This window comes from Candidatus Poriferisodalis sp., assembly GCF_965215815.1.
Taxonomy (GTDB): Bacteria; Actinomycetota; Acidimicrobiia; order Acidimicrobiales; family Poriferisodalaceae; genus Poriferisodalis.
Genome location: NZ_CBDCEO010000013.1, coordinates 525,090 through 546,603 on the forward strand (window position 1 = coordinate 525,090; position 21,514 = coordinate 546,603).

General features: G+C 65.5%; 13 protein-coding genes. 9 read left to right on the forward strand and 4 right to left on the reverse strand.

The annotated features are described in order from the left end of the window. The first annotated feature begins 29 nt into the window (after positions 1–29). The 4 genes from ACOOHB_RS12245 to typA all read left to right on the forward strand — a co-directional run bounded on the left by ACOOHB_RS12245 (position 30) and on the right by typA (position 7,732). Complete coding sequence (locus tag ACOOHB_RS12245) at positions 30–2,429, forward strand: CoA transferase (RefSeq protein WP_420445120.1); 2,400 nt, start codon at positions 30–32, stop codon at positions 2,427–2,429. A 114-nt stretch (positions 2,430–2,543) separates the two neighbouring features. After that, entirely contained in the window at positions 2,544–4,076 is a 1,533-nt protein-coding gene (locus ACOOHB_RS12250; RefSeq protein WP_420445121.1) for a carboxylesterase/lipase family protein, read from the forward strand. 270 nt (positions 4,077–4,346) lie between these two features. Then, on the forward strand, positions 4,347–5,516 hold the full coding sequence (locus ACOOHB_RS12255) for an ATP-binding protein (protein WP_420445122.1): 1,170 nt from the start codon (positions 4,347–4,349) through the stop codon (positions 5,514–5,516). Positions 5,517–5,857: 341 nt separating this feature from the next. Continuing rightward, on the forward strand, positions 5,858–7,732 hold the full coding sequence (typA, locus tag ACOOHB_RS12260; protein WP_420445123.1) for a translational GTPase TypA: 1,875 nt from the start codon (positions 5,858–5,860) through the stop codon (positions 7,730–7,732). Here the strand turns inward: typA and ACOOHB_RS12265 are convergent. The 4 genes from ACOOHB_RS12265 to ACOOHB_RS12280 all read right to left on the reverse strand — a co-directional run bounded on the left by ACOOHB_RS12265 (position 7,729) and on the right by ACOOHB_RS12280 (position 11,888). After that, positions 7,729–8,982 carry an LLM class flavin-dependent oxidoreductase gene (locus ACOOHB_RS12265; protein ID WP_420445124.1) on the reverse strand — a complete coding sequence of 418 codons (1,254 nt, stop codon included), beginning with the start codon at positions 8,980–8,982 and terminating at the stop codon, positions 7,729–7,731. The two genes, typA and ACOOHB_RS12265, sit on opposite strands and share 4 nt — an antisense overlap. Positions 8,983–9,026: 44 nt before the next feature. After that, complete coding sequence (locus ACOOHB_RS12270) at positions 9,027–10,178, reverse strand: serine hydrolase domain-containing protein (protein WP_420445125.1); 1,152 nt, start codon at positions 10,176–10,178, stop codon at positions 9,027–9,029. 115 nt (positions 10,179–10,293) lie between these two features. Next, entirely contained in the window at positions 10,294–11,256 is a 963-nt protein-coding gene (locus ACOOHB_RS12275; protein WP_420445126.1) for a hypothetical protein, read from the reverse strand. Beyond that, positions 11,253–11,888: an RNA polymerase sigma factor gene (locus ACOOHB_RS12280; RefSeq protein WP_420445127.1), complete on the reverse strand. Its 636-nt coding sequence runs from the start codon at positions 11,886–11,888 to the stop codon at positions 11,253–11,255. Before ACOOHB_RS12280 ends, ACOOHB_RS12275 begins: the two co-directional genes overlap by 4 nt. A gap of 181 nt (positions 11,889–12,069) precedes the next feature. Between ACOOHB_RS12280 and ACOOHB_RS12285 the strand changes: the two genes are divergently transcribed. The 5 genes from ACOOHB_RS12285 to ACOOHB_RS12305 all read left to right on the forward strand — a co-directional run bounded on the left by ACOOHB_RS12285 (position 12,070) and on the right by ACOOHB_RS12305 (position 21,494). Next, positions 12,070–13,506, forward strand: a complete 1,437-nt coding sequence (locus ACOOHB_RS12285) for an ABC transporter substrate-binding protein (protein WP_420445128.1) — start codon at positions 12,070–12,072, stop codon at positions 13,504–13,506. A gap of 58 nt (positions 13,507–13,564) precedes the next feature. Further along, positions 13,565–16,399, forward strand: a complete 2,835-nt coding sequence (locus ACOOHB_RS12290) for an ABC transporter permease subunit (RefSeq protein ID WP_420445129.1) — start codon at positions 13,565–13,567, stop codon at positions 16,397–16,399. A gap of 24 nt (positions 16,400–16,423) precedes the next feature. After that, positions 16,424–17,188 carry an ABC transporter ATP-binding protein gene (locus ACOOHB_RS12295; protein WP_420445130.1) on the forward strand — a complete coding sequence of 255 codons (765 nt, stop codon included), beginning with the start codon at positions 16,424–16,426 and terminating at the stop codon, positions 17,186–17,188. Positions 17,189–17,201: 13 nt separating this feature from the next. Further along, positions 17,202–18,581 carry an ABC transporter substrate-binding protein gene (locus ACOOHB_RS12300; RefSeq protein ID WP_420445131.1) on the forward strand — a complete coding sequence of 460 codons (1,380 nt, stop codon included), beginning with the start codon at positions 17,202–17,204 and terminating at the stop codon, positions 18,579–18,581. A 72-nt stretch (positions 18,582–18,653) separates the two neighbouring features. Then, on the forward strand, positions 18,654–21,494 hold the full coding sequence (locus ACOOHB_RS12305) for an ABC transporter permease subunit (protein ID WP_420445132.1): 2,841 nt from the start codon (positions 18,654–18,656) through the stop codon (positions 21,492–21,494). Positions 21,495–21,514 lie beyond the last annotated feature (20 nt).

Here is a 21,514-nt window from a genome sequence, read left to right on the forward strand (position 1 = left end):
ACCCGACCGAGTTCGCGAGGGGGTTAGGCATGGCGGCAGAAGCATCGATGCCGTCTCGTCAGACGACGCCCGCACTGCCCAATGCCGGACTGGCTCATGTGCGGGTGCTGGAGCTTGCTGGAAGCGTGGGGGTTGCCTGGGCAGCGAAGCTCTTTGCCGATCTGGGCGCCGATGTCATACGCGTTGAGGACGGGAACGACGTGGTCCGATCGCGTCCCCACGATGTCCACCGATGGCTGAACTCCAACAAGCGTTCCGTCCTGTCATTGACCGATGACCTGATCGGCAGCGCCGACTTGGTGATTCACGATCGCCGCGAGCTGGCTGACCTGACGCGGCACAACAGCCAGCTCGTCGTGCTTGCCATCACCCCGTTCGGGCTCACCGGGCCCTACGCGCACTACGAGGCCGCCGAGATCAACGCCATTCACGCGTCCAGTTGGGGGAATCTGTCACCGGGTGGTGCCACCGATCCAGACCTGCCGCCGCTGAAGGCGCCGGGCCATCACGCCAACATCAACGTGGCCACCGTCGCCGCGATCGTGGCCCTCGCGGCAGTGGAGCGAGCCGCCGTGAGCCGCCAGGGCGAGCACATCGATTTCTCGGCCGTCGCCGCGGCGGCCAAGATCACCGAAGTCGCTCCTGCCGCAGTCTCGTTCTTGGGCGTGGAGGCCTCCCGGCTCGGCACTCGCACGGTGGTGCCTTGGGGAATTTTCCAATGCGCTGACGGGCTGCTGCAGCTCATTTGTCCCGAGCAATCCCAATGGGAGTCGTTTGTCGAACTCATGGGATCCCCCGAGTGGGCATCACTCGATGTGTTCGCCACGGGACCTGATCGAACTCAGAACTCCGATGTCGTCAACATGTATCTCGCGGAGTGGTTTGCCGACCAGCACGTCGACGACATCTACCACGCCGCCCAGGCTGCGCGTATAGCCGTGACACCGGTGAACACGATGGCCCAGCTTGAAGCCGATGACCACTTTGCCGAGCGCGGGTTCTTCGCCACAACGCCCGACGGGCTGAAACTGCCGGGACCGGGTTTCCAGATCGATCAACCGTGGTGGAATCTCGCCGCGGAAGCACCGGACGCCGGTGCCCACGAAGGCGAAGGCTGGCGCCACAGAACGGCCGTCGTCGACCATGCCGATACCGCCGCGGGTACCAGCAGCACCGCGGCAACAGCTCCGGGGCGCCGTCCGCTGGAGGGAGTGCGGGTCTGCGACTTCACCTGGATCTGGGCCGGTCCCTTCTGCACCCAGGTTTTGGCCCACCTCGGCGCTGACGTCATCAAGCTCGAGTCTCCCGATCATCTGTGCATGTTCCGACGGCTGCCGCTGAGTCCGCCCGACAGCCCGCCGTCGCATGACACCTCGGGCTTGTTTCAGATCTACAACACCGACAAGCGCAGTGTCAGCATCGACTTGTCCCATGCGGACGCCGCGGAGGTCGTTGCACGGCTCGTCGCCGTCAGCGACGTGGTCATTGACAATTTCGGCGTCGGTGTCATGGATCGACTCGGGTTCGGTACCGAGCAATTGCGTGCAATCAACCCAGACGTCGTCATCGCCTCGCTGTCCGGTTATGGAAGCACCGGCCCCTGTGCGGAATATGTGGCGTATGGACCTGCTGGCGGAGCACTCGCGGGGCTGTACGCCTCCAACGGCTACGAGGGCGGTCCCGCGTTCGAGACCGGTGTAGCCATCGGTGATCCGTGCACGGGGATCACCGCTGCATGGGCGGTGGTGGCATCGCTCGCCGCTCGCCGTCGCAGCGGCATCGCCGCCACGATCGACGTCGCTATGGCGGAAGCCGTCGCGGCCACCGTCGGTGAAGGCTGGATGCAGTACCTGACCGAAGGCCGATCGCCGGCTCCCATCGGCAACCACGACCCGATCTGGTCGCCCCACAACTGCTACCGGGCCCGAGGCCCCGATCAATGGGTCTCGATCGCCTGCACCGACGAGCGCATGTGGCATTCGTTGTGTGCAGTCGTGGACCCCGGCCTCGCGCATCGGCCGGGATTCGCAGACGCTGCGGATCGCAAGCGGAACGAGGCCGAACTGGACGCGGAAATCTCGGCGTGGACCAAGACACGAGATCGCTGGCAAATCACCGAAGAGCTGCAGGCCGTCGGCGTGACCGCATTCCCCTCGCTTTCATCGCACGAGCTGTGGACCGGCGACGTCCACTTCGAAGCCATCGGGATGCTCGAACGGCCTCGTCACCCGCTCACCGGAGAACGTGTGGTGCCCGGCGTCCCCTGGCGCTTGAGGGACGGCCCCAACGGACTGCGTCGCCCGGCACCCCTGCTCGGCGAGCACACATTCGAGGTCCTGACCGATGTGTTGGGATACGCGCCTGATGTCGTGGACGAGCTGATTGCCCGACGAGTGGTTCGGGAGCCCGCCACGGCGCAATCCGATTGAGAGCGCGCGCATAGTGTGAGCCTCGAAACCATACGATCCTCGCCGCTGGCTTGGCGTGGAGGATCGCCGGGACAGTTCCGCGGGGGCAGCCCCGCACACAAAGGAGGGGCCGACATGGCTGCAGAAGTAGCGATCACCTCAGGACGACTGGCTGGTGCTGACGACCAGGGCGTCCACGCCTACAAGGGCATTCCCTATGCGGCGCCTCCGGTGGGCGACCTGCGCTTCCGGCCGCCAGTCGCGCCAGCCGGTTGGGACGGCGTGCGCGACGCCTCGGCCTTCGGACCTGTGGCATTGCAGCAGCCCATGCCCGGCATCTTCGGCGAGCTCGGCACGCCGCCGAATCCCGCCGGTGACGACTGCCTGCGGCTGAACGTGTGGACGCCGGACCCCACAGCAGGCGGCATGCCGGTGCTGGTGTGGATCCACGGCGGTGCCTTCTACGCCGGCAGCGGCGTGGACGACGTGTACAACGGCGCAGCCTTTGCCCGCGATGGCGTCGTCTGCGTGACGATCAACTACCGCCTCGGCGTGCAGGGATACTGGAACCTGGCCAACCACTTCCCCGCACTGGCTCAGTCAGGCAACATCGGCATGCTCGACCAGATCGCGGCGCTGCGCTGGGTGCAGGAGAACATCGCTGCTTTCGGCGGCGATCCCGGCAAAGTCACGATCGCCGGCGAATCCGCCGGCGGTATGAGCTGCTCGACGCTGATGGCGATGCCCGCGGCGAAGGGCCTGTTTCGGGCCGCCATTCCCCAGAGCGGTGCCGCCCACAACGGCCTCAGCGCCGACACGACATCGCTCATCGGCGGCTACGTGCTGGACGCGGTCGGTGTGAGACCGGGCGACACCGCAGCGCTCGCAGCGGTCAGCAACGACGATCTGTTGGCTGCACAGATCGCGATCACCGACGATCTGGGCGCGACACGAGACCCGGTGAAGTACCGCGAGGCAGCGGCGGTGCCGATGGCCTTCCAGCCCGTGTACTTCACCGAGGAATTGCCACAGCGGCCGATCGACGCGATCGCTGCTGGCTCGGCAACCGATGTCTCGGTCATGGTCGGCTCGACCAAGGAAGAAGCGCTGATCTTCGTGGTCGACCTCAAGGAGATGTTCAACGAAGAACTCGTGCAAGCCACCGTGGGAGCGGTGTTCGGCATGGCCGGCAAGGACGGCGACGCGGCGTTGCAGCTCTACAGCGAGAACCGGCCCGGCGCCCCTCCGCACGAGCTGGCAGCGGCCATCGAGACCGACCGCATGTTCACCGTGCCCGCAATTCGCATGGCCGATGCCCAAGCCGCGCACAACTCGGACCTGTGGCTGTACCGATTCGACTGGGACAACCCTGAGCGCGACGGCGAATGGGGAGCGCACCACTTCATCGAGGTGCCGTTCGCATTCGATCAGGCCGACAACGACATGGGCCGCGGATTCGTCGGCAACAACCCGCCGGCCGACCTGATCGCGGCCACGCACGACGCATGGGTCCGGTTCGCCACCGACGGCAATCCCAACCACAGTGGCCTGCCCGACTGGCCGCGCTGGGATGCGAGCAATCGCCCGACGATGCTCTTCGACGACGAATGCCGCGTCGCCAACAGCCCCGCAGCCGCGGAGATCAATCTCTGGGACGGCGTGCTCTAGAGGGGGCATTGGGCCTACAGTCTGTGGGCTTCTCGGCCTACAGTTTGTGGAGACTTGGGGCTACAAGAAGCGGTCTCACTACCAGTCTCGCCAATGGCGTTCAGCTCATCAATGCGTCATTTGGAGCAACTTCAATGCATCAAATGTGGCGTTACGGATGCCGCGTTTGCGGAGGGATCGTCAAGCGAGGTGACCTCGGGCGGCTGAGTTGCGACTATGAAGCTCTATATTGTAGAACCTCATAGTCGGCACGAGTGAGCAGGAGGCTCGATGGAGGCTTCGAACCCCTTCACCCCGACGTTCGGCACGGCACCGCCCGTGTTGGCAGGCCGGTCGGGAGTGCTGGGGCGCATTTCTGCGGCGATGGACAGCGGACCGCGGCACCCTGACTACACCCTGGTGGTGACCGGTCGTCGAGGCACCGGCAAGACGGTGTTGCTCGATGTCGCCACCCGCGAGGCGACATCGAAGGGATGGGCGGTTGTGCAGGTCGCTGGCTCGGACGGGCCCAACCTCGCGGGCAACGTGATGCTGCGGGTCCATGAACTGGAGCGTCCCAGCTCATGGGCCACGACCGCGCCGGGATTCGCGAGCGAGGCATCGCAACTTGCGACGGGGAGGCACGGCAGGCCGGTGGCATTGCCCCATGCGGGCGATCTGCGCAGCGTCATTACCGACCTGGCCGATCAGGCATCCGCTCACGGGGCTGGGGTCATGCTCACCATCGATGAGATGCAGGCCAGCACGGCCGAAGCGCTGCGGCCAGTCGCCTCCATCTTGCAGCATGTGACACGCCGTGAGGAGCGGCCGCTGATGTTCGTGGGATGCGGCCTGACTGACATCGCTCGAACGTTGATGTCCGATCCGGGCATGACCTTCTTCCACCGTTGCGCACGCGCCGAGACATCCAGCCTCAGCGACGACGAAGCGCGCTACGCACTGCGAGAGCCGTTTGCTGCCGCCGGCGTGGTCATGGCCGACGCTGCCCTCGAAGCCGGCATCGAGGCTGCAGTCGGCTATCCGTTCATGATCCAGCACATCGGCTATGCGGCCTGGGAGCGTGCCGCCGACCTGCGCGTCGGCGTGTCTGCGACAGATATGAGTGCTGCGATCAGTGCCGCGAACGATGCCATGGTGCAGCAGCTCGTCGAGCCGGTCTGGGTCGGCCTGTCAGCCAAAGACCGAGCGTTCGCTCTGGCGATGTGCGCCTTGGGCGGCACCGTCGACGTGCAGGCACTGGCCGCTCGCCTCGGATGGACGGCGAACACGGTCAACGCCTATCGCCGACGGGCGCTCGATGCCGGCATGGTCCTGCCGGCTGGCCGCGGACGGCTCCGATTCGCCCATCAAGCATTCGAACTCCACGCCCGCACAGAATTGGCACTCATCGAGCCAAGCCGCGATGCCGAACCTGAAGGCGACACACCTAGCACCGCATAGGCGACTCTGCGTACCCAAGCGACGACGTCGAGTTCCGATTCGTGTGACTGGTTGAGCCTGACACGAAGGCGACCCGCCCGCATCACGTGCACACGACCTCATACACACCGACATAGGTGTCACCTGGCGACTCGGCACGCAGAAGCCCGAACCAGCGGCTGGCCGCTGAGGACGGTTGCACCCGTAGAGTTCAGCTCTGCTGGGTCCTCTTGTCCAGCAGCAACCACGATCTCTGGGTGCGTTGAGAACCTGCGCGGCACCCGGAGTCATCGGCTGCACTCATCCGTGGTGAGTCCGCACGCCGAATCTTGCGCCGGAACCCTCTTCCAGCGAGGCTCGCCATGTCCGCAACCGAGAATCTTGTTGCGCGCGCAGACCTGCGCAACGTGGCGATCATCGCCCATGTGGACCACGGCAAGACCACGCTGGTCGACGCCATGCTGTGGCAGTCGGGGGCCTTTCGCTCCAACGAGACGGTTGCCGAACGGGTCATGGACTCGATGGACCTCGAACGCGAGAAGGGCATCACGATCCTGGCCAAGAACACCGCTGTGCGCTACGTGCGCGACAGCGGCAAGGAAACCAAGATCAACATCGTCGACACGCCGGGCCACTCCGACTTCGGCGGCGAGGTGGAGCGCGCCCTGACGATGGTGGACGGCGTCCTGCTGCTGGTGGATTCCAGCGAGGGGCCGCTGCCGCAGACGCGCTTCGTGCTGCGCAAGGCACTGGAGCTGCAACTGCCTGTCGTGCTAGTGATCAACAAGATCGACCGGTCCGACGCCCGCATCGCTGAGGTCGTCGACGAGGTGTACGAGCTGTTCTTGGACCTCGACGCAACCGACGACCAGATCGACTTCCCGATCGTGTACACCAACGCCCGCCAGGGCACAGCGACGCTCGACCTCGGCCAGCCAGGCACCGATCTGCGCCCGATGTTCGAGACGCTGCTCGAGACTGTGCCCGCTCCCTTGTACGACCCCGAGCACTCGCTTCAGGCGTGGGTCACCAACCTCGACTCCAGTCCCTACGTGGGGCGCATCGCAATGTGCCGGGTCATGCACGGCACCATCAAGCGTGGCCAGAGCGTGGCGTGGTGCCGCACTGACGGCACGACCACCACAGCCAAGATCAACGAGCTGTACGTCACCGAGAGCCTCGATCGCGTGGACGCCGACGAGGCCAGCGCCGGAGAGATCATCGCCATCTCGGGCATCGAGGACATCACCATCGGCGAAACGCTCGCCGAATTGGCCAACCCCGAGCCGCTGCCCCTCATCACCGTGGACGAGCCGAGCCTGTCCATCACGATCGGCATCAACACCTCCCCGATGGCAGGTCTCGACGGCGACAAGGTCACCGCCCGCCTCATTGACAACCGCCTCGACGCCGAGCTGATCGGCAACGTGTCGGTGCGGGTGCTGGACACCGAGCGGCCCGACACCTGGGAAGTCCAGGGACGTGGCGAGCTTCAGTTGGCAGTGCTGGTGGAGATCATGCGCCGCGAGGGCTTCGAGATGACCGTGGGCAAGCCCAAGGTGGTGACCCGCACCATCGACGGAAAGCTCCACGAGCCCACCGAGCGCGTCACCATCGACATCCCCGAGAGCTTCGTCGGGGCGGTTACCCAGCTACTGGGCGAGCGCAAGGCCGACATGGTCGCCATGTCCAACCACGGCACCGGCTGGGTGCGGCTGGATTACATCGTGGCGGCACGGGGCCTCATCGGTTTCCGTACCGAATTCCTGACCGAGACGCGGGGCACCGGCCTCATGGCCAACGTGTTCGAGGGCTACACACCGTGGCTCGGTGAGCTTCGCACCCGCCACTCGGGATCGATCGTCGCCGACCGCAAAGGCTCGGTCACTGGTTACGCCGTGGCTGCTGTGCAAGAACGGGCGTCGCTGTTCGTGGCACCCGGTGACGAGGTCTACGAAGGCATGGTCATCGGCGAGAACCCGCGCTCCGAGGACATGGACGTCAACATCTGCCGCGAGAAGAAGCAGACCAATGTCCGCGCCGCTGCCTCCGACGACACCATTCGCCTGACGCCGCCTCGTGTCCTGTCGCTCGAGCAAGCGCTGGAATTCATCGGCGACGACGAATGCGTCGAAGTGACCCCAAACGCCATTCGCATCCGCAAGACGGTCTTCGACGCCACCACCCGCGGCCGCGCCCGCAAACGCCTCCAGCGAACAAGCCTCGCCGAGGGTTAGACGCTGGGGTTGGCCGGGACAGCCAGCTCCAGGCGTGGGGCCAAGTCGATGTTGTGGAAGTTCTGGAGCCGCTCGATGGTCTCCGCGTAGCGCTCACGCTTTCTGGCCTCGCGTTCGGGGGCACGCTCGGCGAACTCGGGCATGACTTCCCGGGCGAACAGCTCCATCGACTCGCAGATGTCCTCGTGGCGGTTCCGGCCCGCCTGGCTCACGAAGATCAACTCGTCGACCCCGGCGTCTTCGTAGGCGCGCACGAAGTCGCGAATCTGATCGGGCGTGCCGATGCAGCCCCGCAGCGAGTCCAACCCGCCTTCCTCGATGCCCGTGCCGTCGTCGGCACGGGCTTCATCGACCTGGGCGTTCAGTTTCTCGAAGCCCATCTCGGCACGGTTTTGCTCGAACTCGGTCCAGATGTCGGTGCGTCCCGGCGTGTGGGTGCCGAATTGGTAGTAGTGCAGCAGCGAGTAAGCAAAGAAGTGGAAACCATCGAGACCACGGTCCAGCGCCGTTTGCTCGTCCTGGTGGCACAGGAAACCCGTCGTCACCGCGATGTTCGGGTTCGGCGCCAAACCCACCGGATCAGTGCAGGCCTCGAACGCCGCGTAGTAGTCGGCAACCCACTGCTTCGCTTCGTCAGGGTTGATGAACGCGAAGCTCAGCGCCCCGATGCCGCGGCTGCCCGCCATCAGGATCGTGTCGCGCTGGCTGCACGCCACCCAGATCGGTGGGTGCGGACGCTGGGTGGGCTTGGGCACCACGTTGCGGGCCGGCATCGAGAAGAACTTGCCGGTATGCCCCTCATAGGGCTCCTGGGACATCATCTTGGCAATCTCCGGCAGCGCCTCTTCCCACATCGAGCGCTTATCGGCCCGCTCGATCTCGAAGCCCAGCAGCTCCATGTCGCTCGACGTCTCGCCGGTGCCGAACTCGACCCGACCATTCGAGATGATGTCGAGCGTCGAGATGCGCTCGGCAACCCTTGCCGGATGGTTGTAGCCAGGCAGCACCGGCACTATGCCGTGGCCGATGTGGATGTTCTGCGTGGTCGCGGCGCACGCGGCCAAGAACACTTCGGGTGCCGATGAGTGCGAGTACTCCTCCAAGAAGTGGTGCTCCACCTCCCACACCGTGTTGAAGCCGAGCTTGTCGGCGAGCTGCACCTGTTCGAGGGCCTCGTGGACTACCCGAGCCTCGGCGCCGTCATCCCACGGGCGCGGCAATTGATGCTCGTAGAAAATGCTGAAGCGCATGGCGGCTCCTGTGTCTTGCTGAAGACTGTTGGCCGTTGGGCTGATCAGCCGGCAGCGGCGACGCTGGCGAGCGCAGAATCCACGATGCGGTTGCCTCTCGGATCGCCCGTGATGGTGCCCACCATGCTGTTCATCACGTAGGCAACCGATGCCCGCACGTCAAAGTCGACCAGGGCAATCGAACCGCCCCAGCCGCCCCAGAACATGTGGTTCGGGTTGGGTGAGGTCACCCAGCCTTCGAGGTCGCGGGCGAAGCCGATGCCGTGGCGCAGCCGCATGTACAGCACGTCGTCGACGTTGTCGATCTGCTCTTCGAGCGCCTTGCGGGCCCCGGCCTCGGACATGATCCGGACGCCGTCCACCTCGCCACCGCATGCCAGCATCGAATGAATCCGGGCAATCGAGCGGGCATTGCCAATGCCGCCCGCGGCGGGGATCTCTGCGTCCCGCCATTCACGCGTCTGCGGCTCGGTGGCATCCAGCAGGCAGCTCATCAGCGTCTGGGCACAGACCGAGTCCATTTCGACCTTGACTCCGTTCATCTCGAGATCCCCGGGAAGCACGACCGGCGGGATCAACTCACCCATCCGGTGATCCTCTGATTCCGGCAGGCTCATGTGGAAGTCAGCGCCCAGCGGCTCGGCAATCTCGTCGCGGAACCAGTCAGCCATGCGCTTGCCGGTGATGCGGTACATGATCTCACCCTCGAGGTTGCCCTGGGTGACGGCGTGATAGCCCGACTTGGTGCCCGGCTCCCACCACAATTCCCGGGCTGCCAGCTGGGCGGCGATGGCGTCGAGGTCGTACAGGTCGGCGGCGGTCACCGGCGGCACGTACCCGGGCAGCCCCGCTGTGTGCGACATGACGTGGCGGACCAGCACGCCCTCTTTGCCGTTCTGTGCGAACTCGGGCCAGTACTGGCACACAGGAGCGTCGAAGTCCAACTCGCCCCTGTCGGCGAGCGCCAGCATCGCTGTCGCCGCCATGGTCTTGGTGGTCGAGTACACGTTGACGATCGTGTCCCGCTCCCACGGCTCGCCGCTGGGGCCAGCGTCACCGGCCCAGATGTCCACGACGGACTCGCCGTCGACGGTCACGGCCGCGGCCGCACCAACTTCAAGACCTTCGGCGAAGTTCTGCTCGAAGGCGTCTCGAACCGCCTCGAAGCCCTCATTGCACGTCCCGTGGATCTCCATGACCTGTCCCCCTTGCGGTGCCGGCCCATCGCACTGGCACATCAGGGGGTCATCATTGCAGTCGCGGAAAACGGCCGCCCATGCTGCTTTGTCGGGCTCCCGACGATGGTGCGGCTCAGTTGACCGGCGCCGTGATCGGCGGGGCCTCGCCGAAGTCAGCCCAATTCGTGACGACACTGAAGGTGCCGGTGCCGTCGATGGTGGCGCTGTAGCTCACCCGTCGGATGAGATCGTCACCATCGACCCAGACGTCGAGCTGGATGCTGTCGAGCTGAGTGGCCGGCTCCTGGCTCGTCATCATCATGAACATGCCGAGCGACATCAGGAAGCCTGCCCCTGCACCGGCAGGCGTGGTGTGGGTGCGGTAGTGAGCCACGGCGAGCCCATCGAGGTTCTCGTCGCCCACGCCTACGAAGTCGTAGAGACCTCCAAGATCGTCGATCGCGACGCCGAACGTCAGGTTTGACTGGATGGGTCCGCCGGAGCCCGGAGCATCTGGCTCCGATGCGACCGGAACGGGACCCTCCCATGGTCCCTCCGCAGCCGAGCGGTACGCCTGACCGTCGACGATGACCTCGGTGTAGGAGTCCATCTGTGGGATGCCCATTTCTGGCATCGCCGGTCCAGGCGTCATCCGGTACTGGAAGTTCCCGCCCGAAGACGTCGCCTCGATGGTCAATTCCCACGGTTCAGCGAAGTCGTCGAAGTCGAACGTGACCGTCGTCTGCGAGGTAGCGGAGTCGCTCACACCGATCGTGGTCTCGACAGCCTGGTGCACGGCAGCAGTCGCGTCGCGGCCGGTGCCTGTGTCGTAGACAACGACCGTCGTCGCTGCTACGAGAGCGACCACGACGGCTGCAGCAGCGGCATTGATCCACCGCGGACGAGCGGGCGATCCGAATGGCGACAGGCTGGGAGCCGCTCGACCGGGTGCAGGTGCATCTTCGGTATCCGCCAGGATTCTCTCCAGCGTCCGCGCCGGGTCCGGATCGGTTGCCGATGCGAGCGAATCGACGTCGGCCGGGTTGGCTCGGCGCAGCTCATCGAGCAGATCGTCGTGGATATCGGTGTCAGTCATTGCGCCTTCCTTGCCGAATCGTCGTCGGGCCGCTCTGTTTGATGCTCATCGGGCCGTTCGAGGGCTGCCTGTCCGCGTTGGCGCAGCTCTTTCACGTTCGATTCGCCCGCCCCTGAGTGGTCGAGGTGCTCAAGGCGCGCCGCGAGCCGTTTGCGAGCGCGGTGGACACGGATCGCCGAGGCGTTGGCCGAGATGCCCAGAACCTGTCCGATCTCGGCATGGCTGAGTTCCTCCCATGCCACGAGCATGAGCACCTCGCGATCGGCCTCGGACAAGAAACCCAGTGCCGTTCGCAGCAGTGTCGAACGGTCATCAGCGGCATCGGCGACACTGTCGATCGCCTCTGGCGGGTTCGCAAAGCGCAGCCGAAGCTGCGCTGCCTGGCGCCGCCTATTCGAGCGTGCAGCATTGCGGATCATGTTGCGGGCCACGCCAAACAGCCACAGCCGTTCGGAGCCGTCGGGAACGTCGTCGCGCCGGCGCCACGCTGTCAAGAACGTGTCGGCGACGACCTCATCGGCGGTTGCGTGGTCCACCCGGCGACGCGCGTACGCCAGCAACGGCCGGTACGTCTCGGAATAAACGCCTCGGAACCAGTCCTTGTCGTGGGCACCCAGCATGAAGACAGCCATCATGGCTGTCCTGTCCGCTTCCGCCTGACTCTTTCACCATGGCGGCGGATAGCTGAAAGCACCGACGGCGGCCGGGCGCGCAGTGGCATAGGATCACCCAAGTTTGTCCAGCGCAGCGTTTTGCTACGCCGGAGCCGCCGTCGGCACCGAGTCGGGCGGATGGACTGGGATCGGGGACTCCATGAAATCACCACTGCTTCGACTGCTTGCTCTGCTCTTTGCGTTCGGCCTTGTTGCCGCCGCATGCGGTGACTCAGACGACGACGCGGCCGACGACGCCCATGCAGCCACCGCAGCGGACGACGACATGGCCGACGACGACGGTCACATGGACGATGACGACGACATGGCCGACGACGACATGGCCGACGACGACATGGCCGACGACTCCGGCGACGACATGGCCGACGACGACATGGCCGACGACTCCGGCGACGACATGGCCGACGACGACATGGCCGACGACTCCGGCGACGACATGGCTGCCATCGACCGCACGGGCGAAGTCCTCAAGATTGGCTACGTGAACAACGAGGGCGCGGCGTTCGCGCTGCCCGAGTTCCGCACCGGCGGCGAAGTGGCCATCGGGTTCATCAACGACAACGGCGGCATCAATGGGGCGATGATCGAGACCGAGGTCTGCCTGTCCGATGGCACGCCTGAAAGCGCCATCAACTGCGCCAACCGACTGATCGAAGCAGACGTTGTGTTCGCCTACATGGGCATCGAGGTGGCGTCGGAGGCCGCGATCAACCTGTGGGTCGAGGCTGGCATCCCCTACATCTCGTCTCACGCGTGGGGTCTCACCGAACAGAACAGCCCGGGCTCGTTCCTCCTGCACTCGCCCGCCGGTGCCTATGCGGTCGGCCCGGCAAAGACGTTTAGCGATCTCGGCATCAACCACATCGCCGTCATCATGGAAGAAACGCCGGCAGGTTTGGCGTTCATCGACGCGATCGGCGCCCCGGTGCTCGCACACCACGGGATCGAGTTTGTGCGTGTCGTGGTCGACCCTGCTGCTCCTGACTGGACAGCGGCGGTCGCCACGGCACAAGCAGCGGGCGTTGAAGGCATCTGGGGCCAGCTCACCGAGCCCGGCTGCATCGGCATGGTCGGTGCCGCTGCGGCCAGCGGTTACGACAAGCCGGTGTTCGCCGGCTCGTGCAGCTTCTACATCCCCGTTCTGGGTGCGGCCTCGATCGGCACGTACACCCAGAGCGACGTGTTCTTCCCGTCAACGGCTGAATTCGCGTCGCCCGAGATCCAGGCGCAGCTCGCCGAGTACGCCGACCTGATGACCGCAGCCGGATACGAGAACCACATCGAAGGCTTCGCCGTTGCACCGTATTCCTCGTGGCGTGCTATCGAGATCATCCTTGAGACGATCGACGGTCCGATCACCGGCGAATCGGTGCTCCACGCCTTCAGGAACGCCGGTGAGACGCCCGGCTGGTTCGGCCCGAATCATCAGTGCGGCCAAGAGCCCTGGCCGGCCTCAACATCTGCTTGCAAGTCAGCGATCGCTGTGTGGCAGGTCGCCGAGAAGGATGACGGCACCGTCGGGCGCGTCCTGGTTGGCGACGGCTTTATCAACGCCTTCGAATTCAGCGGCTTCTAGCCAGGACGCACCGCGCAGCATTCTGACCATCGAGAACTGAGCCTTCGGCCCTCGCGACGTGCAGCAATACCTCCTGTTCGCCATCGTCGGGCTCGGTTTCGGCTCCATCTACGCGGCCATCTCGATGGGCGTGGTCATCACCTACCGCGGCACCGGCATCATCAATTTCGCCACTGGCGCGATGGCGATGTGGGGCGCCTACGTCTTCGATGAGCTGAACCGCACTGGGGATCTTGTGTTCCCCGTGGTCATCATCCCCCACAGCGTGAGCCTCGGTGACGGCTTGGGCTCGGTGCCGTTCGCGCTGGCGATGGTGCTGGCCGTGCTGTCGTGCAGCCTCATCGGGCTGATGGTGCATATCTTGGTGTTCAGGCCGTTGCGGCGCGCGCCGATCCTGGCGCGCGTCGTGGCATCGGTCGGCGTGCTGCTGACGATCCAGGCGCTGATCGTGATGCAGTTCTCCAGCACACCCCGAGCGGTTGCCCCGATCCTGCCCAATGAGCCCGTCAGTCTCGCCGGCATCAGCTTCTCGCGGGACCGCCTGTGGATCACCGCCATCGTTGTGGTGATCGCGGTCGCGTTGTGGGCGTGGTTCCGATTCACACGATTGGGCCTCGCCACGAGAGCCTCCGCGGAGAATGAACGAGCCATCAGCCTGGCCCGCTACTCGCCGCAGGTCCTCGCCGGCTCCACTTGGGTGCTGTCGGGCACAGTCGTCGGCTTCATTGTGATCTTGACCGCCCCGACGGTGATCCTGAATCCGCTGACCTACGTGCTTGCCATCGTGCCGGCGCTGGCTGCTGCGCTCGTCGGACGGCTCTCGTCGATCGCGATCACGGTCGCCGCAGCGCTGGGCTTGGGGATCGTCCAATCGATCGTGGTGTTCCAGACCACCAAGTCGTGGTGGCCCGACTGGGCAGTGACCGGACTTGGCGACGCAGTGCCGTTCGTGGTCATCGTCATCGCGCTCTTCGTGGTCGGTGATTCGTTGCCGAGCCGCGGTGCAGTCGAGTCGGACCCGCTGCCCGAGGTGTACCGGCCGAAGATGCGTCCTGCGGTGATCGTGCCAGTGGTGATTGGCGCCGGTGTGTTGGCCACGCTGACCTCAGGCAGCTATCGCTACGGGGTCATCACCAGCATGATCGTGACGATCATCATGCTGTCGCTGGTGGTGCTCACCGGTTTGGTCGGGCAGATCTCGCTGGCACAGGCCGGCATCGCCGGCACCGCTGGATTCGCGCTCAGCAAGCTCGGCGATGTCGCGGGCATCCCGTTCCCGATCTCGCCGCTGCTGGCAGCACTGGTGGCGACGGTCTTCGGCGTGCTGATCGGCATCCCGGCACTGCGCATCCGCGGTGCTCAGTTGGCTGTCGTCACCCTGGCCGGGGCTGTAGCGCTCGAGAAGTTCATCTTCCGCAACGCCAGGTTGGCCGAAGCAGCCGGGAATCCGATCTCGGATCCGACACTGTTCGGCTTCGACATGGGTGTGCGCGAGGGACGCACCATCGCACGCGTCGAGTTCGCCTTCCTCGTGCTGATCGTCGTGACGGTCTGCGCGATCCTCGTCGGGAACCTGGCCCGCAGCGCGACCGGTCGACGATTCCTGGCGGTCAGATCGAACGAGCGTGCTGGCGCATCGGTGGGCATCTCGATTGCGAACACCAAGCTGCTGGCGTTCGGCATCGCCTCGTTCCTGGCCGGGGTGGGCGGCGCGTTCATCGGGTACAGCCGCGGGCAGCTCTCGGCGGACAGCTTCTCCGTGCTGGTCGGGCTGAGCTTCTTGGCGTTCGCCTATCTGGGCGGGATCACCACCGTCTCAGGAGCAATCGTTGCCGGGACCTTCGCGCCCCTGGGCCTCGGTTTCGTGATCTTCGACCGCGCCTTCGACCTAGGAACGGCATACCAACTCCTCGCGGGCATCGGCCTGGTGCTCACGGCAATCTTCAACCCTGAGGGGATCGCAGGCGCCAACCGCAAGAACTTCGACAAGCTGAAAGCGGTGCTCGCAGCTCGAGCAGCCGCGAAGGCCGCTGGGGCAGATGGCGCAGACGCGTCTCCTCTGAGCAGCGCTGAACACACCGCTTCGGCTCCCCGGGCCACTCCCGCCCTTGCGGCGCGAGATCGGCCGAGCTTCGACGATGCGCCCAATGTGCTCGCTGTTGACCGCCTGACGGTCCGCTATGGCGGTCTGAAGGCAGTCGATGAAGCGTCGCTGAAGGTCCGTGAAGGCCAAATTGTCGGGCTGATCGGGCCGAACGGCGCCGGCAAGACCACGATGATCGATGCGCTGACGGGGTTCGTCCCCTCTGAAGGGCGGATCGAGTACTGCGGCGTGGAATTCACCTCAGAATTGCCGTACCAGCGGGCGCGCATGGGCCTCTCGCGCACGTGGCAGTCGCTGGAACTGTTCGGGGATCTCTCGGTGCGTGAGAACGTGCAAGTCGCGGACGAGCGAGCCTCGATCCGTTCCGTACTTGCGGACATGGTGGTTCCGGCTCGCCCGTCGGACCTCTCCCGTGTTGACGCTGCGCTGGAACTCGTCGGCCTCACCGATGATGCGGACGCTCGCCCGGGCGACCTGCCGCTGGGCCGCCAGAAGCTGGTCGGCGTGGCCCGGGCACTGGCCGGAACGCCTCGAGTGATGCTGGCCGACGAGCCTGCGGCCGGTCTCGACACCGCCGAGAGCCGGACGCTGGGCCGCGAAATCGTCGACATCGCCGAGGGCGGTGTGTCAATCCTGCTGATCGACCACGACATGGGCCTCGTGCTCGAAGTCTGCGACTACATCTACGTGCTCGACTTCGGTCAGATCATCGCCGAGGGCACCCCGGCCGACATACGGGCGAACGAGGCCGTCATTGACGCCTACCTTGGTTCCGAGGTCCACACATGAGCCCCCTCACATGAGGCCGTCAACATGAACGCAGTGGAAACCGCGACGCCGAACGGCGGTGCCGCTGCGACCCCTGCGCTGGACGTACGGAACCTGGTTGCCGGTTGGGGCGGCGTGCCGGCCGTGCGTGACCTGTCCCTGCACGTCCATCCCGGGGAGGTGGTGGCGCTGCTCGGACCCAACGGCGCAGGCAAGACGACGACGCTATTGACCATCGCCGGGGTCCTAAAGCCCATCGACGGCGAGATCGATGTGCTGGGCATGCCTCTCGATGGTGCCAGCGCACATCAGGTGGCCCGCAGGGGCGCCGCGTTGCTGCCCGAGGACCGCGGCATCTTTTTCCAGCTCAGCGTGGCGGAGAACCTGCGCCTGCACTGCCACCGTCGCAGCGAAGTCACCGAGGCCGACGTGATCGGCTGGTTCCCGGCCCTGGGCCCACTCCTGGACCGCCGCACGGGACTGCTCTCGGGCGGCGAGCAGCAGATGCTGGCACTGGGCTGCAAGCTCATCGCCGATCCGAAGCTGCTGATGGTGGACGAGATGAGCCTCGGCTTGGCGCCCATCATCGTGGAGCGCCTGCTGCCGGTCGTGCGACGCATCGCGGATGAGACCGGGACGGCAGTGCTGCTCGTGGAGCAGCACGTCCACGCCGCACTAGCCATCACCGACCGGGCGTACGTGCTCAATCACGGCGAGCTGGCGCTGTCAGGCACTGCCGCCGAATTGGCGCAACGGCCCGAGGTGCTTGAGGCCAGCTATCTCGGCGAGCGCACACTCGACCACGAGTAGCGTCGAGAACCTCATGACATCTCGACTGTCTCGACTGTCTCGACTGCTCGCACTGCTCTTCGCGTTCAGCATTGTCGCGGCAGCATGCGGCAGTTCCGACGACGGTGGCGCTGACGAACCGGCGGCCACGACGGCACCCGACGATGCCGGTGACACGACGGACACCGTCGTCACGACCGATGACGGGGCCGCCAGCGGCGACACGTCCACGGGTGAAGCGGCAGGCGACGGCGACGATGACATGCCTGAGGGCCCGACTGTCATCGACCGCACTGGAGAGGTCATCCGGGTCGGCTACGTCAACACCGAGGGAGGTGCCATCTCCCTGCCGGAGCTGCGAGTCGGTGGCGAGGTCGCAATCGGGGTCATCAATGCTTCAGGCGGGATCCACGGAGCGATGATCGAAACGGTCGTCTGCCTCACTGACGGCACGCCTGAAGGTGCCATCAACTGCGCAGTGAAGCTCATTGAGGAAGACATTGTCTTGGCCTACATGGGGGTCGAGCTGGCCTCAGAGGCTGCGATCCACCATTGGCTTGACGCCGGCATTCCCTATGTCTCGTCCAACTCGTGGGGCCCCACCGAGAGAAACAGTCCTGGCGCGTTCTTGCTGCACGCGGCATCCGGCGCCTACGCCGTGGGCCCGGCCAAGACGTTCAAGGATCTGGGCATCGACCACATCGGCGTGATCACCCAGGACTCGCCCACCGGCTTGGACTTCCTGGACAACATCATCGGGCCCGTCCTCGAACACAACGGGATTGAGATGGAGCGCATCGTGGTCGATTCCGCAGCACCCGATTGGACCGCGGCAATCGCAGCGGCGCAGACATCGGGCGTCGAAGGACTCATGGGCCATCTGGACGAGTTCGGCTGCATCGGCATGGTCGGATCAGCTGCCGCAAGCGGCTTCGACAAGCCGATCTTCGCCGGCTCATGCACCGTCTACATCAACCTGTTGGGCGAAGCCGCACTGGGCACCTACACCCAGGGCGACCAGTGGATTCCGTCGATCCAACAGTTCGCACCGCCCGAGATCGCGGAGCGTCTCGAGGCCTTCAGGGAGCACATGACAGCCGCGGGCTACGCGAACATGATCGACGGCTTCGCCGTGGCCCCGTACTCGGCGTGGCGCGAGCTGGAGTTCATCCTGGAGACCATCGAAGGACCGATCACGCCCGAGTCGATCATTGCGGCCTTTGGCAACGCAGGCGAGACACCCGGCTGGTTCGGTCCCAACCTGCGTTGCGGCCAAGCGCCATGGCCAGCGGAGTCCTCGCACTGCACGTCGGAGATCATGGTCTGGCAGATCCAAGAACGTGATGACGGAACGGTGGGCCGGGTGCCGATCGGCGGTGGCTTCTTCGACGCCTATGAGTACAGCGGCCTCTAGACGCGAGACGCCCACTGACACACAGCATTCGGCAAACAGAGCATTCACACATGAGGGGTCGGCTCGACTGAAGTGCAGCAGTACCTCCTCTTCGCAATCGTCGGGCTGGGATTTGGCTCCATCTACGCGGCGTTGTCGATGGGCGTGGTCATCACGTACCGGGGCACGGGCATCATCAACTTCGCCACCGGCGCTATGGGGATGTGGGGGGCGTACGTCTTCGAGGAGCTGAGCCGCACAGGCGATCTGGTGCTGCCAGTCATCGTCGTTCGACACCGCTTCAGCCTGGGTGGCAGTTCGGGCACGGTGCCGTTCCCGACAGCGATCGTGCTTGCGGTGCTGTCGTGCAGCCTCGTCGGCCTGATGGTGCATTTTCTCGTGTTCCGGCCACTGCGACGCGCCCCGATCCTGGCGCGAGTCGTGGCGTCGGTAGGCGTGTTGTTGGTGATCCAGGCCTTGATCGTGATGCACTTCACGAGCTCGGCTCGCATCGTCAGCCCGATCCTGCCGAACGAACCCGTGAGCTTCGCCGGCATCAACTTCTCACGCGACCGCCTGTGGCTCACCGCCGTCGTGTTGGTGACAGCGGTGTTGGCATGGGCCTGGTATCGCTTTACTCGCCTGGGGCTTGCCACGAGGGCGTCCACCGAGAATGAGCGGGCCATCAGCCTCGCCCGCTACTCGCCGCAGGTCCTCGCCGGCTCGACGTGGGTGCTGTCGAGCACGATCGTCGGCTTCCTCGTCATCTTGACGTCACCGATCGTGACGTTGAATCCCTTGACCTACGTGCTGGCCATCGTGCCGGCGCTCGCCGCTGCGGTCATCGGCCGGTTGTTGTCCATCGCCATCACGGTGACGGCCGCGTTCGGTCTCGGCATCATCCAGTCGATCGTCGTCTATCAGACCACCAATCCGTGGTGGCCCGACTGGGCGATCACCGGGCTGGCCCATGCGCTGCCATTCGGGGTCATCGTAATTGCCCTGTTCGGCTTGGGCCATTCGCTGCCGACCCGAGGTGCGGTCGAGGCTGATCCCCTGCCGGAGGTGGTCCGGCCACGGATGCGTCCGTCAGTTGTCGTGCTGGTTGCGCTGGCGGCGGGTGTGTTGACCGTCGTGACCCACGGCAGTTACCGCCTGGGCGTCATCACCAGCATGATCATGACGATCGTCATGCTGTCGCTGGTGGTGCTGACGGGTCTGGTCGGGCAGATCTCGCTGGCCCAAGCTGCCATCGCCGGGGCTTCGGGTTTCGCGCTCAGCAAGCTGGGCGATTCGATGGGCATCCCGTTTCCCATCTCGCCGCTGCTGGCGGCCCTCATGGCGACGGTGTTCGGTGTCTTGGTCGGGATTCCAGCCCTTCGCATCCGGGGTGCACAGCTGGCCGTGGTCACCTTGTCGGGTGCCGTCGCGCTCGAGGAGTTCGTCTTCCGCAATCCCTCCATCACCGGTTTGTTCGGCAACCCCATTTCGGATCCGTCCTTGTTCGGGATCAATCTGGGGGTGCGCGAGGGGCGCAACTTCGCTCGATTGGAATTCGGGATCCTCGTGCTCATCGTGGTGACCGTGTGCAGTGTCGTGGTCGGAAACCTTGCCCGCAGCGCCACCGGGCGGCGATTCCTGGCAGTGCGATCGAACGAGCGCGCTGGTGCCTCGGTCGGGATTTCCGTTGCCAAGACCAAGCTGCTGGCGTTCGGAATTTCCTCGTTCCTGGCTGGCGTGGGCGGTGCGTTCATCGGCTACAGCCGCGGCCAGCTGTCTGCTGAGAGCTTCGCAGTGCTGATCGGCCTGAGCTTCTTGGCACTCGCCTACTTGTGCGGCATTACCAGTGTTGCGGGGGCGATCATCGCCGGGATCTTTGCGCCCCTCGGCATCGGCTACGTCGTGGCCGACCGAGCGGCATCGCTGGGGAGGTGGTACCAGTTCCTGGCTGGCGTCGGACTGGTGCTGACCGCGATCTTCTTCCCCGAAGGCGTCGCCGGTGCATACCGCCAGAACCTCGCGAAGTTCAGGGCCATGCGCTCCGCGAGGCGTGCGGTGAGGGCCGTCCGTGAAGGCGGCAGCAGCACGGTTGAGCTCCTCGGCGCCGCCGCGGCCCTCGTTGACGCTCCCGCTCTTGTGGCAGACGACGAGCGCCCGGCGCGCCCGGTGAGCTTCGATGCGGCACCGACGGTGCTCACCGTCGAAAACCTCACGGTGCGATTCAGCGGTCTGAAGGCTGTGGATGGGGCATCGCTGCGTATCCGCGAGGGCGAGATCGTGGGGCTGATCGGGCCGAACGGCGCCGGCAAGACAACCTTGGTCGACGCACTGACGGGCTTCGTCCCTTCGCAAGGGCGCGTCACCTTCTGCGGGCAGGATCTGATCCACCAAGCGCCGCACCGGCGGGCGCGACTTGGCCTGACACGGACGTGGCAGTCGCTCGAGTTGTTCGGTGACCTGTCGGTACGCGAGAACCTTCAGGTCGCTGTCGAGAGGTCGTCGATCCGTGCCGTGCTTGCCGACATGGTGGTGCCGACGCGACCCGCAGACGAGTCGCGGGTGGACGAGGCGCTGGAACTCGTGGGTCTGGTCGGTGACGCCGAGGCGCGGCCACAGAATCTGCCGCTCGGCCGTCAGAAGCTCGTCGGAGTCGCGCGGGCGCTGGCCCCGGGGCCCCGCGTTGTGCTGGCCGATGAGCCTGCCGCCGGCCTGGCCAACACCGAGAGCAGGGCGCTGGGCCGCCGGCTGACCGACGTGGCGTCGGGCGGCGTGTCGATCCTGTTGATCGACCACGACATGGGCCTCGTGCTGGAAGTCTGCGATTACATCTACGTGCTCGAATTCGGCCAGATCATCGCGGAAGGCACGCCGGCGGAGATCCGGGTCAACGAAGCAGTGGTGGATGCCTATCTCGGCTCAGGCACCCACGCCTGAGTCGCGGCGAGGAGCACGCG

Excerpts from the sequence above, each read along its gene's own strand:
- ACOOHB_RS12245 (WP_420445120.1), top strand. The coding sequence starts at position 30 with ATGGCGGCAGAAGCATCGATGCCGTCTCGTCAGACGACGCCCGCACTG.
- ACOOHB_RS12250 (WP_420445121.1), top strand. The coding sequence starts at position 2,544 with ATGGCTGCAGAAGTAGCGATCACCTCAGGACGACTGGCTGGTGCTGAC.
- ACOOHB_RS12255 (WP_420445122.1), top strand. The coding sequence starts at position 4,347 with ATGGAGGCTTCGAACCCCTTCACCCCGACGTTCGGCACGGCACCGCCC.
- typA (WP_420445123.1), top strand. The coding sequence starts at position 5,858 with ATGTCCGCAACCGAGAATCTTGTTGCGCGCGCAGACCTGCGCAACGTG.
- ACOOHB_RS12265 (WP_420445124.1), bottom strand. The coding sequence starts at position 8,982 with ATGCGCTTCAGCATTTTCTACGAGCATCAATTGCCGCGCCCGTGGGAT.
- ACOOHB_RS12270 (WP_420445125.1), bottom strand. The coding sequence starts at position 10,178 with ATGGAGATCCACGGGACGTGCAATGAGGGCTTCGAGGCGGTTCGAGAC.
- ACOOHB_RS12275 (WP_420445126.1), bottom strand. The coding sequence starts at position 11,256 with ATGACTGACACCGATATCCACGACGATCTGCTCGATGAGCTGCGCCGA.
- ACOOHB_RS12280 (WP_420445127.1), bottom strand. The coding sequence starts at position 11,888 with ATGGCTGTCTTCATGCTGGGTGCCCACGACAAGGACTGGTTCCGAGGC.
- ACOOHB_RS12285 (WP_420445128.1), top strand. The coding sequence starts at position 12,070 with ATGAAATCACCACTGCTTCGACTGCTTGCTCTGCTCTTTGCGTTCGGC.
- ACOOHB_RS12295 (WP_420445130.1), top strand. The coding sequence starts at position 16,424 with ATGAACGCAGTGGAAACCGCGACGCCGAACGGCGGTGCCGCTGCGACC.
- ACOOHB_RS12300 (WP_420445131.1), top strand. The coding sequence starts at position 17,202 with ATGACATCTCGACTGTCTCGACTGTCTCGACTGCTCGCACTGCTCTTC.